This is a genomic window from Lacrimispora sp., assembly GCF_046972725.1.
GTDB lineage: Bacteria > Bacillota > Clostridia > Lachnospirales > Lachnospiraceae > Lacrimispora.
Map to the genome: position 1 here is coordinate 820,933 of NZ_JBKVXF010000001.1, position 13,446 is coordinate 834,378.

The 13,446-nt window shown below is 42.6% G+C and carries 12 protein-coding genes; 5 read left to right on the top strand and 7 right to left on the bottom strand.

Translation table 11 applies throughout. From position 1 onward, the window contains the following. Positions 1–7 precede the first annotated feature (7 nt). The 4 genes from ACLTWA_RS04135 (at position 8) to ACLTWA_RS04150 (ending at position 5,019) form a co-directional block, all read left to right on the top strand. Entirely contained in the window at positions 8–1,003 is a 996-nt protein-coding gene (locus tag ACLTWA_RS04135; protein WP_412326293.1) for an SPL family radical SAM protein, read from the top strand. A 91-nt stretch (positions 1,004–1,094) separates the two neighbouring features. Beyond that, complete coding sequence (lgt, locus tag ACLTWA_RS04140; protein ID WP_412326294.1) at positions 1,095–1,859, top strand: prolipoprotein diacylglyceryl transferase; 765 nt, start codon at positions 1,095–1,097, stop codon at positions 1,857–1,859. A gap of 370 nt (positions 1,860–2,229) precedes the next feature. Further along, positions 2,230–4,461, top strand: a complete 2,232-nt coding sequence (locus tag ACLTWA_RS04145; RefSeq protein WP_412326295.1) for a methyl-accepting chemotaxis protein — start codon at positions 2,230–2,232, stop codon at positions 4,459–4,461. A gap of 168 nt (positions 4,462–4,629) precedes the next feature. Beyond that, on the top strand, positions 4,630–5,019 hold the full coding sequence (locus ACLTWA_RS04150; RefSeq protein WP_412326296.1) for a DUF6483 family protein: 390 nt from the start codon (positions 4,630–4,632) through the stop codon (positions 5,017–5,019). Positions 5,020–5,090: 71 nt separating this feature from the next. Here ACLTWA_RS04150 and ACLTWA_RS04155 read toward each other — a convergent pair whose 3' ends face one another. The 3 genes from ACLTWA_RS04155 to ACLTWA_RS04165 form a co-directional block, all read right to left on the bottom strand. After that, positions 5,091–5,291, bottom strand: coding sequence for a DUF1858 domain-containing protein (locus tag ACLTWA_RS04155; RefSeq protein ID WP_412326297.1), 201 nt, complete (start codon positions 5,289–5,291; stop codon positions 5,091–5,093). A 1-nt stretch (position 5,292) separates the two neighbouring features. Next, entirely contained in the window at positions 5,293–7,710 is a 2,418-nt protein-coding gene (gene lon, locus ACLTWA_RS04160; RefSeq protein WP_412326298.1) for an endopeptidase La, read from the bottom strand. Between the two features lie 108 nt (positions 7,711–7,818). Next, positions 7,819–8,382 (bottom strand): TetR/AcrR family transcriptional regulator, encoded by a 564-nt coding sequence (locus ACLTWA_RS04165; protein ID WP_412326299.1) that lies wholly within the window; start codon positions 8,380–8,382, stop codon positions 7,819–7,821. 331 nt (positions 8,383–8,713) lie between these two features. On the opposite strand from ACLTWA_RS04165, the gene ACLTWA_RS04170 reads away from it, so the two are divergent. Continuing rightward, positions 8,714–9,958, top strand: coding sequence for an MFS transporter (locus tag ACLTWA_RS04170; protein WP_412326300.1), 1,245 nt, complete (start codon positions 8,714–8,716; stop codon positions 9,956–9,958). Positions 9,959–10,024: 66 nt separating this feature from the next. Here the strand turns inward: ACLTWA_RS04170 and ACLTWA_RS04175 are convergent, their stop codons facing one another. The 4 genes from ACLTWA_RS04175 to ACLTWA_RS04190 form a co-directional block, all read right to left on the bottom strand. Beyond that, the gene (locus ACLTWA_RS04175; RefSeq protein WP_412326301.1) at positions 10,025–10,330 is read right to left on the bottom strand and encodes a DUF4491 family protein; all 306 of its coding nucleotides are present in this window, start codon (positions 10,328–10,330) and stop codon (positions 10,025–10,027) included. A gap of 20 nt (positions 10,331–10,350) precedes the next feature. Next, positions 10,351–10,725 carry a YbaN family protein gene (locus ACLTWA_RS04180; RefSeq protein WP_412326302.1) on the bottom strand — a complete coding sequence of 125 codons (375 nt, stop codon included), beginning with the start codon at positions 10,723–10,725 and terminating at the stop codon, positions 10,351–10,353. Positions 10,726–10,896: 171 nt separating this feature from the next. Then, positions 10,897–11,742: a 2-oxoacid:ferredoxin oxidoreductase subunit beta gene (locus ACLTWA_RS04185; protein ID WP_412326304.1), complete on the bottom strand. Its 846-nt coding sequence runs from the start codon at positions 11,740–11,742 to the stop codon at positions 10,897–10,899. Then, entirely contained in the window at positions 11,743–13,407 is a 1,665-nt protein-coding gene (locus ACLTWA_RS04190) for a 2-oxoacid:acceptor oxidoreductase subunit alpha (RefSeq protein WP_412326305.1), read from the bottom strand. Between the last annotated feature and the right edge of the window lie 39 nt (positions 13,408–13,446).

Consider the following 13,446-nt stretch of genomic DNA (forward strand, 5'->3'; position numbering starts at 1 on the left):
GTACTTTATGTTTCCGGATAAAATTTATTATGAACCCGCTTCCCTGGATTATGAGCTGGGCAAGCTTTTAAAAGAAAAATACAGTGACACTCCCTGGATTGCCATAGAAAGCCACAACAAAATTGACGAATTAAGAACCCGCCCCAATAAAGATTTCCCTGCACTGAAACAGTATATGGTAATCGGCGTACGTAAAACTCATAATTTTGTACCCAACCATAAGGTTTCCGATTTTCTAGTGCCCTATACTTCATCCGGCTGCACTGCCATGTGCCACTACTGCTATCTGGTCTGCAATTACAACAAATGCTCTTACCTGCGTTTGTTCGTCAACAGGGAAAAGATGTTAAAAAAGATCATGGACCATGGAGCACGTTCCCAAAAAGATTTCACTTATGAAATAGGAAGCAACAGTGATTTAGTACTGGAAAATACCATAACCGGAAACCTGTCCTGGACCATTGAAAATTTCAGCAAAAGCCAGTACGGTTCTCTCACTTTTCCCACAAAATTTGATAAGGTGGATTCTCTTCTTGACTTAAACCACGGCGGCCGCGTCATCATCCGTATGAGTGTAAATCCCCAATCCATCATCAGCCGCTTTGAACCTGGCACCTCCAGCCTGAATGCGAGAATAAATGCACTAAACCGGATGTGTGATGCCGGTTATCCGGTCGGTCTTTTGATTGCCCCTGTAATTTTAACAGAAGACTGGAAAAACCTTTACTCGGACTTAATCACAGTACTTTCCGAGCAGCTAACGGAAAAGGTTAAGAAAAATGCCCCCATTGAGATCATATTTATGACCTACAGCTACGTCCACAATGCCATTAATACAGAAGCCTTTCCTCTTTCCGAACAGCTTTATTCCAAAGAATTAATGACAGGAAGAGGCCGCGGTAAATATTGCTACCGAACAGATTTAAGAGTTGACGGTGAAGTGTTTTTAAGGCAGCAGATCGAGAGTAAATTAAAGGAAATGAAGATCTTATATGTGGTCTGACCGTTCTTTGCAATTCTTTTTTTGCCAACTGTTAAAAGATATGCTATAATAGGCTTTTCTTTCACACAAATAACAGCAAAGGAAGACCACTATGTATAATGATTTATTTTCCATCGGAGGCCTGACGATACACGGCTACGGTCTTATGATCGGCATCGGAATTCTGGCGGCCTATTTAACCGCTGAAAAACGTGTTAAAAAATCAGGACTTGATTCCGACCATATATTTCCGCTCCTTATATGGGGGTGTGGATTCGGCCTTGTAAGCGCTAAGCTTCTTTATTTTTTTACCATCTTTGAGGATATAAAGAAGAATCCCAGCCTTTTATTAAACGTTTCCGAAGGTTTTGTTGTATATGGAGGGATATTGGGAGGCATTGCCGCCGGTTATGTTTACTGCCGAATAAAGAAAATCGGTTTTTTCACCTATCTGGACCAGATTATTCCCTCCATATCTCTCGCTCAGGGATTTGGAAGGCTGGGCTGTCTGCTGGCCGGATGTTGCTATGGTGCTCCATATAAGGGACCTGTGTCCATGGTCTTTCATACGTCCCAGTTTGCACCAAATGGGATTTCTCTGTTCCCTACCCAGATTATTTCAAGCGTATTTGACTTTCTGCTTTTTATGGTTCTATCAGTGATTGCTGGAAAAAATCACAGACAGGGAAGAGTCACCGCTTTTTATCTGATTTTCTACAGCGTTGGCAGATTTTTAATTGAATTTTATCGCGGGGACTTAATCAGAGGAACGGTAGGGACTCTTTCAACGTCTCAGTTTATCTCGCTTTTTGTTACTGCCGCCGGCTTCTTTCTTCTATGGAAGTCCGGGCATAAAACTACAGAAAACAATGAATGAAGCAAACAGACTCATATGCCCGAGTATTTATCCGGGCATATCTGCTTTTTCAGTCTTAAATTTTACAAAAAACTATTAGTACTAGCATATTACAACACATTATACATTATTATAGTAACTTTTTTTCACAAATCCTATTATTTTAATGTCGATTTATGTCGATTATACAGTTGTTGAACAGGCATAAACTGAATCGAAAGAAAAGAAAGGAGGTTATTCTCTTATATTTACACGAAATTTTACTGCAGTCGATGCAGTATATTTTTTGTCTGTTAATTGGTAAAAATTTCCTCTATGCAATCATACTGTTACACTGCACAAAAGGTTTGCTTTTTTACTGATTACTTATTTTAAGGGAGCATAACACACCATGAAAAACAAGAAAAGATTAAATTTCAATGATTTTAAACTTGCAACAAAGATGTCCTTGATAACGGGCACAATTCTTTCCGTAAGTTTGATATTGTTGATTGCTATCTCTGCAGTGCAGGCGAGTAGCGCATTGTCAAAAGCAATCAATGGGGAATTTACCGGAATCGCTAAAACAAATGGACTTATGGTTCAGTCCATCATCAGCGATGCAACGGGAACTGCCAGGGAACTGCAGGACTATTTAAACAGCGTTTACAGCAAAAACCAGTCTGGAGGCGGAGACTGGACCGGCGAACCCAAAAAAAGCCATATTTATAATGCGCAGTTGACGGAATCCAATTATGTGATTGAAACCTATGTCATGAATACTGCCTGGGCCGCACTTAACAATAACGAAAATCTTTACGGTGTAGGTGCATTCTTTGAACCGGGACAGTTTGATCCTTCCGTCAAAGATTATTCTGTCTATGTGGACAGAAATGACATGAAGAATAAGACAGCTCAGTCCCTCGGTGCATACAGTGAATATTCCCAGAACGATTACTATAAAGTTGCCAAGGAAACAAAGGCACCGTTCCTCACTGATCCATTTGATTACAAAGGCACTATGATGAGTACAATTGCATTCCCGATTATGAGAGGAGACAATGTCATCGGAGTTGTTCTGGCGGATATCAGCCTGTCAAACTTCTCAAAGATCAAAACAACGGATTCCAAATATCCAACCATGTATGTTGACATCTACACAGAAGGAAATATTATTTCCTTTGACAGCATATCCAGTGATAATATCGGCAAAAATCTGGAAGAAATGCTGCCTGCTTCCGAATATAATAAAATTGTTACCATGCAAAAGGATAAGCAGGAGTTTCATGTGGATACCAAAAGAACTGACGGTACCTATGAATCCAGACATTACTATCCGATCACCTGTGAATCGCAGACCTGGTGGGCCTCCAGCAGTCTGGATAAGAGTGATTTAAACAAAGACGTTTTTAAAATCGTCATTACCATGATCATTATGGCAATACTTGCCATAGGATTCATTGTGACCGTTGTTACGATAGTGATGAATAAAACCCTTCGCCCAATCAGCGGAATAGTTACCGCTGCGAAGAACATAGCTGCCGGAGATCTGGACATTCACCTGGAGATTAAATCCAATGACGAGATCGGTGTTCTTTCCAGGACTTTTGTTGTAATGGCAGATAACCTAAAGCTCATCATTCAGGATATCAACCATCTCCTCGGTGAAATGGCAAACGGCAATTTTAAAGTAAGGACAGATAACGAAGATAAATACATTGGCGCATACCGCTACCTTCTGGAAGCAATGCGCAATATCCGCTTTACACTCAGTGATGCTCTCTTAGAGATTGACCGTGCTTCTGAGCAGGTTGCTACCGGTGCTACCCAGGTTTCTGATGCGGCACAGGCCTTAAGCCAGGGCGCTACCGAACAGGCATCTTCTATTGAGGAATTATCTGCAACCATTACAGATATCGCAGACCGCGTGAGACAGAATGCAGCCAACGCTTCAGAAGCAAATTCTTTATCCCAGGAAGCAAGTGACGGCGTACTGGCCGGTAACCAGAAAATGCGGGATATGATTGCTGCCATGAATCATATTGCCAACACCTCCAATGAAATCGGTAAAATCATTAAGACCATCGATGACATTGCATTCCAGACCAACATTCTGGCACTGAATGCAGCCGTAGAGGCCGCAAGAGCCGGTTCCGCAGGAAAAGGCTTTGCCGTTGTCGCAGATGAGGTCCGTAACCTGGCCGGTAAGTCTGCGGAAGCCGCAAAGAATACCACTACATTGATCGAAAACGCCATTACTGCAATCGGAAACGGTACAAAAATTGCTGGAGAAACGGCGGAAGCACTTCGCCTTGTAGTTGAAAAATCAAATATTTCTGCTGTACGTATTGCTGAAATCGCAGAAGCATCTACCGCTCAGTCCGACGCAATCATGCAGGTTACAACCGGTATCGACCAGATCTCTGCTGTCGTTCAGACTACTTCTGCAACCTCAGAAGAAAGTGCTGCCACTTCCGAAGAATTATCCGCTCAGGCAGTGACTTTAAAAACACTGGTAGGAAAATTCAAGCTGATCGATACCAGGACTGACGTATTCGGCATGAAACCAGAAAGTAATGAACAGCCGGAGTCAACAGAGACTTATGAAGCACCTGTAGAGGAAAATCCTTACAGCAAATATTAATAAAGTTATTTTATAAGCATTAGAATTTGAGGGAGGCCCCAATATCTGTAAAAGATACTGCAGCCTCCCTCTCTTCTCGCTCTTGGCCGGTTCAGATTCTTTACATTTTTCAATACATATGATAAAGTATTCCTTATATTATTTGATAACATGAAAAAGGAGAAACCAATGCTGACGGATGATTATGCAACAAGGATGACAAGTAGTGTGGTCGGTACTTTATTAAAATTGATTTTTCACATAGAACTGGGTAAAAATGACGATACTGCCTTTCCGGATGATGAAATGAAGGACAAGTATCAGGAGTTTAAAAAGATGATTGATAATGGGGACTTAAATGGTGCGGAAAACCAGATGTCTGATATTCTGGACCCTGATAACATGGAGATTTTTAAACTGTCACTGATGGTTTACTATTATATGAATGAAAAAGATGCCCAGTTTCTGGAAGAACATGATTACTCTAAAAGTGAAATTACCGATGGATTAAGACATGTGGCAACTCTGTACGGTTATGAGAGCATGGCAGAGGCTCTTCTGGGCCATACTGCAGAATAAGATCCGTTCACAGAAAAAGAACCGCTGCAGATTCGTAAGATTCTGCAGCGGTTCTTTTTTTAATCACTTTGTTATTGCTTTGCCATATGGCTGTTGAGCTTTCCTACCAGTTCATCTACGGAAACTCCGTGAACCATACATGCCTCTTCCAGGCTTTCCATGGTTGAGGAAGGACATCCAAGGCAATGCATTCCCATTTCAAAAAAGAATGGTGCTGTGGACTGGTCCTCTCTTAAAATCTCTCCAATTAAAGTATCCTTTGTCACTGTCATATTAAATTACCTCTCTTCTTAAATTATTTTTTAATGGGGTGGTGGCATCCAGCATTCTTGTATTTCCTTCGTTCTGCAAAAGCATGTGCTCCAGTCTTGGAAGAGAAATTCCAAGCGTCTCTTTCAGCACATCTTCAACAGTTTCTACGGCAACGACTGTAAGCTGTTCTTTTACTTCTTCCGGTACGTCTTTTAAGTCAACCAGATTATCTTTTGGTATTAACACCTTTTTTATACCTGCTCTTTGGGCGCCTAAAAGTTTTTCTTTTAATCCGCCGATAGGCAGGACCGCGCCTCTTAACGTGATTTCGCCTGTCATTGCCAGCCTGGAATCTACTTTATTCCCTGTGACCAGAGAAGCCAATGCGGTAAATAATGCAATTCCTGCCGATGGACCATCTTTGGGAACGGCTCCTGAAGGCACATGAATGTGCAAATCCCTCTCCTTAAAATTAAAGGAATTTAAAGGAAGTCTGGACTTTAAAAGGCTTAAGGAAATCCTTGCGGATTCTTTCATTACATCTCCCAGTTTTCCTGTCAGGATCACGTTTCCATTTCCCGGCATATCCGTGGCTTCAATAAAGAGGATCTCTCCGCCAACCGGTGTCCAGGCAAGTCCTGTAACGACACCCGGCGGATTGTCTGACTGGGCTTTTTCATGACGGGATACCTGTCTGCCAAGTACCTCTTCCAGATCTTCTTCCCTGACCTTAAAGGGCTGTTCTCCTTTGTTGGAAACAATTTTCTCGCTTGTAACCCTTGCCAGAGCTGCCAGTTGTTTTTTCAGTCCCCTGACTCCGGCTTCCAGCGTATAATCACTGATAATCTTTCTAAGAACAGAATCTTCCAGAACAAGCTGACCGGCTTTGAGTCCATGTTCTTCTAAAACTGCCGGTAACAGATGATCTTTACCGATGTGAAACTTTTCTTCGATCGTATAACTGGAAATGGGGATCACTTCCATTCGGTCCAGCAACGGACCTGGGATACTCTCTAAAGAGTTGGCAGTTGCAATGAAGAACACATCGGACAGATCATAAGGCAGATCCAGATAATGATCCGTAAAACTTGCATTCTGTTCCGGATCCAGCACCTCCAATAACGCACTGGACGGATCCCCATGGAAGCCTCCGGACATCAGCTTATCCACTTCATCTAATACCATAACCGGATTGGAATGCCCTGCTTTCCGAATGCTTTGTATGATTCTGCCCGGCATGGCGCCAACGTAGGTTCTCCGGTGTCCTCTGATTTCTGATTCATCTCTTACACCGCCTAAGCTTATACGGGTGTATTTTCTTCCAAGGGCCTCTGCAATGCTCTTGCCAAGGCTTGTTTTACCGGTTCCTGGCGGGCCTACCAGTAAGAGAATAGAACCTTTTTTGTTTTTATTCAGCTGCATTACAGCCAAATGCTGTATGATTCTGTCCTTTACTTTTTGTAAGCCATAATGCTGCTCATCGAGGATTCGTCTGGCTTCTTCCAGATTCATATCCTTTGCCTCTTCCTTTTTCCAAGGAAGCTGGACCAAAAGATCAAGATAATTGCGGATTATGTTGTAATCCAGCTTATTGGGACCCTGATCTTCCATCTTTCTGTATTCTTCAAGGGCAGCTTCTTTGATTTCAGGCGGCATTCCGGCTTCTTCAATCTTACTTAAATAATCCGGTTCTTTCTTACTGCTCTCTTCTTTTCCTTCGTTTAACTCTTCCTGAATGGCCTTTAACTGTTCCCTGAGAACCGATTCTCTGTAGTAACGGTTGGCCCTTTCCGAGAACTTCTCAGAAATCTGCATCTGAAGCTGGATCATTTCCTTATGTTTCAGCATATGATCCATGAAACGCAGGCCTCTCTCTTTTACAGACTGCAATTCCAGTAGTTCATAACGTTCATTGACAGGCAGCTGTATGAATTGGGATAAGTATACCATCAGACTGTTTAAGTCATGAAAGGCATCGATTACCTTCTGATACTGCTCTCCTCCGGTAAATTTGGAACTGATCTCACCGCTGATCTTCTTGATATAACCAAGCATCTCTTCCCGGCTCTTTTCATCCAGATCATCGATATCGGGGGAAAGATCGTAATCCGCCAGCAAAAGGCCATCTTCTGCATGAAACTCTTTTACCTCAACCCTGTCTGTTAATTTAACGGAAATCTGAACTCCTTTTTCCGTTTTCTCCAGGCTGATCACCTCAAAGAGAACGCCGGTACGGTAAAAATCATCTTCTGTCTTTTCTGTTCTGCCAAAATTCTGCTTCAGCGGCAACGCGATTTTTACTGCTTCATCGCTCTCCAGATACTCTATTAGCGCTTCATCAAAAAGCTCCATATGAATTGAAGTTACGACATCCGGCAATAAAACTTTATATGAGACTGGAAAAACAATACCTGTTTGATTATTTTTGTTATTTTTCATAGTTTTATCCTTTCTGTGCGTATTTTATAAGTGAATATTCATTTATATTAAAATATTTTTTTGCGAGATTCCCTACAGAACTTCTCTGTAATATAATCCCGCATTTACCTACCGTAATAATGCATACTGTATGATTTCTATCATCTCCTGCAACAGATCTTCCTTTTGAGCTTCACTCTTCCGGTTATCAACTGCAATTGCCTTTACCGGCTGGAAAATAATCGCAATCAAGTTGTCTTCTTTGTAGTTCTTTATAATGTTGTTATCCTTCATCTCTGCCATCAGGTTATAAATATTACAGATTCCCTGCCTGCCGGTACACTTGCCTGCTAAAGATGGACAATTGGAAAACTGCTCTACAAAACTAAATATCTCTTTGTTCTCTAAAATGTAGTTGTAATAGCTGCGGATGAGGGCTTCGATCTGCCTCCGGCCTTCCATCTTCCGGTCAATGCTGTCTAACAGATACGCATAAATCTCCTCGGAGTATTCCATGTAGATATCATGAAGCATATCGTCTTTATTCTCAAAATAAATATATACCGTTGCCGGCGAAACCCCTGCCATCTTGGCGATTTTAGAGACAGAAGTGCCATGAAAGCCCTCCTGCAGGATCAGCTTAATAACTGCTTCTTTTATGCTTCTCACTTTTTCGTCGTCTTTTTTTCTCATGCCATCACCTCTGTGATTCTATAATAAATGATCATTCACTTATTGTCAAGCTATTTTTAAAACATATACGGTCATGGCTGTTTATTCGAGAAATGTCTTTTGTTGAATTGGTATAGAACGGTCTGTCCATCTTTTTATTGCATTCCAATAATTTAAATCCGCATATTGACACCAGTCTTTTTTTAAGCTATTATATTTTGGTGACGGAGGGTACACCGAATGTGCTGGATAAGTTGTCAACAGATGCTGTTGATTGCTTATCTTTTTTTTATTTTCAGGCAATTTCAGGGGTTTTTCTGTCTATACCAATAGGATCAGGAGATTTGATATCATGAGAAAGGAAAAAGCAACATCTATAAAAAATAACATATTACTGATGCCTCAAACGCATCTTGGAGCCAGAGGACTTATATTTTTCATTTCCTTAATGGGAATGTTTATTCCGCTGTCTATTGATCTGTATCTGCCGGCAATGCCTATCATGACGGATTATTTTCAAACGACCACCGCAATGGTCAACTTGACTTTAATTGCCTTTTATTTCTTTTTCGCCATAGGAATTATTATGTTTGGCCCCATCAGTGACAGGTACGGGCGAAAATCTGTACTGATTACAAGTCTGCTTTTATACACCACCGGAAGTGCTGCTTGTGCTCTTTCCATGTCCATGGAACAACTGATCTTCTTTCGGGTGGTCCAGTCTCTGGGTGCCGGAGGTGTCATGGCTATTTCTACAGCTCTTGTAAAAGACAGTTTTTCCGGCAGCCTAAAGAGTAAGGTCCTTGCTGTGGTTCAGGCCATGAGCGTAATTGCACCAATGATCGCTCCCATTGCAGGAGCCGCCATTTTGCGGTTTGCCCAATGGCGGGAAACCTTTTGGATTCTTACCCTGATTGGTTTTTTCACACTGATAATAACCTTTTTCTTTCAGGAAACCTTACCCAAAAAGGACCGGCACCTGGGAAGTATGGGCAGTTCTCTGGTACGTCTTACAGTGGTTTTAAGGAACTTTGGATTCACCAGTTTTCTGATTGTTGCCGCCATGCTCGCAGCTCCATACATGGGGTATGTAACCATGTCTTCTTACATATATCAGAATCATTTTTCCCTGGATGCGCAAACTTACAGCTACTTTTTTGCTGCAAACTCGGCTTTTGCTGTTTTGGGACCTGTTATCTACATTCGCACCATTGGAAAGGTGTCCGGATTCCGTTTTGCATGGTGCTGCTTTGGCGTGGCTCTTTTGAGCGGAATCTGCGTCCTCTTTGCAGGAAACCGCTCGCCGTTCCTGTTCCTGGTTTCCTATATTCCATTTACCCTAGTGGAAGGAGCCATAAGACCTTTCAGTACCAGCATTCTTCTGGACCAGCAAAGCGAAGACATTGGTTCTGCCTCCTCTTTAATCAATGCGGTGCAGACCATACTAGGAAGTGCAGGCATGGCAATGGGTTCTCTGGCCTGGGGAAATATGGTCCATGGCCTTGGAATCATCATGATCTCCTGCTCACTGGCTGCCATAGGCGTCTGGCTGCTCCTGCTTAAAAGCAAGTGTTCCATAAAAGGACTGACTGCATAAATTTAGTCTAAAAAAAGAAGACGATTCTGCTTATCATCTCCTTCTTTTTAAAAATCGGTATGTATGTTATTCAAAGAACTTTTTCTTGGGATTGCGTGGAAACCATCCTTTTTCTACTCTTTTTTTCTGTTCAAAAAGTTCATTAATGCTCCACAAAAGGGAAAATCCCAGGACTGCCAAAAGAGGGGACAGTACTCTTCCGGATGCAAAAAGAGAGAGTATAATGCACACGATCCCGGAAACCAGAAATGCCGGCCATATTTTCGTTCCAAAATAATATTCTGCCTTAATGACCACCGGATGAAGCAGTCCAATCATAAGAAACGATCCAATTCCTATTATTATTCCATCATAATTCATAAGTTTCACCATTAGAAGTTCCTGTTTTCATATCAGGGACTTTCTTCTTTCCTTGTCTTGATTACAAATAGAAATACATAATTATGGAGGATAAAAGCAATAATCAGAAACAGGCGTACCGCCATATGATCAAGGAACAAAAAGGTTATCATCATCATAGCTCCGGCAGTTAGCTGAATGCTAAGCTTCTGTCTCCGGGTCAGGGATTTGTCCTCTTCATAGGGCTTTACATATTTTTCAAAAATCTTTGTGCTCCGGAACCAGCGGTCCAGCCTTTTGGAGCTTTTCGTAAAACAGAACAAAGAAAGCAGGAAGAAGGGTGTTGCCGGCAGCCCCGGCACCACGACCCCTGCCATTCCCAGAGCCATAGATATTATTCCCATGATCATCAGCAGAATCTTTCCCAATCATGCACCTCCTTCTTTATATTCCATCCGTTATCTTATTCTATTGCCGGCGAAAGAAGAATATTATTCTCTTTTCATCGATATGATCAAAAAGGCTAAGCCTGAAGTCACGGAAAACGACCTGAACTTAGCCTTTTTTTAGAATGATTTCAAGGTTGAACATTTATCTAATTATACAAAACTCTGAATCAGATCCTTTAATACACTGGCTTCAGATTCCTGTTCAATCAACGGCTTCCCGTCCTTTAGCAGATGCTGCTTTCTGTGGTACTCTGTTTTATCCTCCCTGTAAATGACTCCGGTAGGAATTTTATCACCGGATTCCATGACCAGCTTCATGGCTGCCAGCTTATCCCCCGAATCGTAATCTTCCCCAAGAGGTTCTACCGCATTTTTATAAAATGCAAAGGTATTAATTTTGTTGAAAGTAATACAGGGCTGCATAATATCCACGAATGCGTAGCCGGGATATTCAATTGCTTCTTTCATGATTGCTGTCAGCTGTTTGCCGTTGCCGCTAAAGCCTCTGGCAACAAAGCCTGCACCTGCAGCCAGTGCCAGAAGGATTGGATTTAAGGGCGGATTTATATTGCCTTCTGTCTGCACTCCTGTGATATGACCCTCCGATGTGGTGGGAGAAGCCTGCCCTTTTGTCAGACCGTAAATCTGATTGTCATGAACAAAATGAGTGATATTCACGTTCCTTCTGATGTTGTGGAGAAAATGGTTTCCTCCTTCTCCATAGGAATCTCCATCACCGGAATTTACTATTACCGTAAGCTTTTCATTGGCTATCTTTGCAGCCACTGCTGCCGGTAACGCTCTGCCGTGAAGACCGCAAAAGCTGTTGGCGCTTAAATACTGGGGAGTCTTTGCCGCCTGGCCGATTCCCGCTACCATAAGAACTTCATTCGGCTGTTTGCCAAGTTCTTCAAGTGCTGCTTTTAAACTGTTTAATATGGCAAAATTACCGCAGCCCGGACACCAGGCTGTTTCATAAGTTTTGAATTCTTCCATTTACCTCAAACCTCCTTTCAGTACCTCTTTCACGATTTCTTCCCCGGTAATCTGCCGTCCGTCGTATTTTAAAATGCTTCGGTCACAGCTGATTCCGGTTTCCCCACGGATTAAGGAAGCCAGCTGTCCGGTCGCATTCTGTTCCACATTGATCAGGGTCCTTCCTTTTGAGTACTTGATTAAGTTTTCCTGAGGAAGAGGATAAATGTCACCAAATACAAGGGCTCCATAGCCTCCTCCCTCCCGATTCAATGTTTTTACAGCCTCTTTTACCGGGCCATAGACAGAGCCCCAGGCAAGCAGCAGGGTGGTACAGTTCTCATCTCCCAAGAATTCCGGTTCCAAAAGTTCCTGGCATAAGCCCTTTAGCTTTCTCATCCGCTTTTCCATCATCTGGTTCCTGACTTCCGCAGATTCTGTGATCCAGCCTCTTTCATCATGCTCATCACTATCTGCCGTAACAAGATGGCTTGTGACTCCCGGAACCAGTCTTTTAGAAATCCCATCCTCTGTAATCCGATAGCGGAGATATTCTCCCTCTGCTTCTGCTGCGTAGGTCGTCCGGGTCAGTCTGGAAGGATCGTAAGGCTTCACACATGCCGTTCCATCTCCAAGATACTGGTCACTCAGCAAAATAACAGGGATCTGGTATTTTTCTGCAAGATTTAATGCACGTGCGGTCTGATAAAATGCATCTTCCTGATTTCTCAATGCAATGACCATGCGGGGAAATTCCCCCTGGGAAGCGGAAATAACAAACTTCAAATCACTTTGCTCGGTTCTGGTCGGAAGTCCTGTTGCCGGTCCCGGTCTCTGTACATCCACCGCTACAAGAGGAATCTCTGCAATTCCGGAAAAGCCTAATGCCTCTACTTTCAGACAAAACCCTCCGCCGCTGGTTCCTGTCATAGCTCTTGCACCTGCAAAAGATGCACCTAAAGCCATATTGATTGCGGCAATCTCATCTTCCGCCTGTTCCACAACCACACCGGCCAAGTTGCCAACCGAAGCCAGGTATTCAAGCACTGCCGTGGAAGGAGACATAGGATATGCGGAATAGAACTTCAGACCTCCTGCCACCGCACCAAGTCCAAGGGCCTCACTGCCCGAAATCAGCATATAGTCCTGAAAGCCGCCGTCAAGATGCTCATACATGGATTCCACCCGGTTATATCCCGCTTCTGCTGCTTTCACATTTACTTCAAGAATTTCTTTTTTCATGACACCGGCCATGATTTCTTCTACATAGGTAAAAGGTTCCCCAAAAAGTTTCAGCACCGCACCAATGCCAACACTTGCAAATGCCCTCGGATTACCCAGTTCTTTTGCCAACTGGTTCATGGGAAGTTTTATAATGTTTTTTTCATCAGCCGGACAATCCAGGCTGGTATCGCACAATACAAATCCTCTATCTGTCAGTTTATCCTTATGTAATTCAACGGTTTCTTCATTTAATGCAATAATTCCATCAAGAACATCGCTATGAGAAGTAATTTCTTCCGTTCCGAAACGGAGTAATGAAAAATTATGGCCGCCGCGTACCCGGGACATAAAATCCCTGGTGGTAAAAATATAATAGCCGGAACGCTTCAGCAGCTTTTCTAAAATAGCAACTGTGGTATCAATTCCCTGTCCGGCTGCACCGCCAATCAGAATATTGTACATAGGCTTACCTCCTTATGAATTTTGACCAATTATAACAAA

What these genes read in the sequence shown, in the direction of transcription:
- ACLTWA_RS04135 (WP_412326293.1), top strand. Translation starts at nt 8, where the DNA reads ATGTTTCCGGATAAAATTTATTATGAACCCGCTTCCCTGGATTATGAG.
- lgt (WP_412326294.1), top strand. Translation starts at nt 1,095, where the DNA reads ATGTATAATGATTTATTTTCCATCGGAGGCCTGACGATACACGGCTAC.
- ACLTWA_RS04145 (WP_412326295.1), top strand. Translation starts at nt 2,230, where the DNA reads ATGAAAAACAAGAAAAGATTAAATTTCAATGATTTTAAACTTGCAACA.
- ACLTWA_RS04150 (WP_412326296.1), top strand. Translation starts at nt 4,630, where the DNA reads ATGCTGACGGATGATTATGCAACAAGGATGACAAGTAGTGTGGTCGGT.
- ACLTWA_RS04155 (WP_412326297.1), bottom strand. Translation starts at nt 5,291, where the DNA reads ATGACAGTGACAAAGGATACTTTAATTGGAGAGATTTTAAGAGAGGAC.
- lon (WP_412326298.1), bottom strand. Translation starts at nt 7,710, where the DNA reads ATGAAAAATAACAAAAATAATCAAACAGGTATTGTTTTTCCAGTCTCA.
- ACLTWA_RS04165 (WP_412326299.1), bottom strand. Translation starts at nt 8,382, where the DNA reads ATGAGAAAAAAAGACGACGAAAAAGTGAGAAGCATAAAAGAAGCAGTT.
- ACLTWA_RS04170 (WP_412326300.1), top strand. Translation starts at nt 8,714, where the DNA reads ATGAGAAAGGAAAAAGCAACATCTATAAAAAATAACATATTACTGATG.
- ACLTWA_RS04175 (WP_412326301.1), bottom strand. Translation starts at nt 10,330, where the DNA reads ATGGTGAAACTTATGAATTATGATGGAATAATAATAGGAATTGGATCG.
- ACLTWA_RS04185 (WP_412326304.1), bottom strand. Translation starts at nt 11,742, where the DNA reads ATGGAAGAATTCAAAACTTATGAAACAGCCTGGTGTCCGGGCTGCGGT.
- ACLTWA_RS04190 (WP_412326305.1), bottom strand. Translation starts at nt 13,407, where the DNA reads ATGTACAATATTCTGATTGGCGGTGCAGCCGGACAGGGAATTGATACC.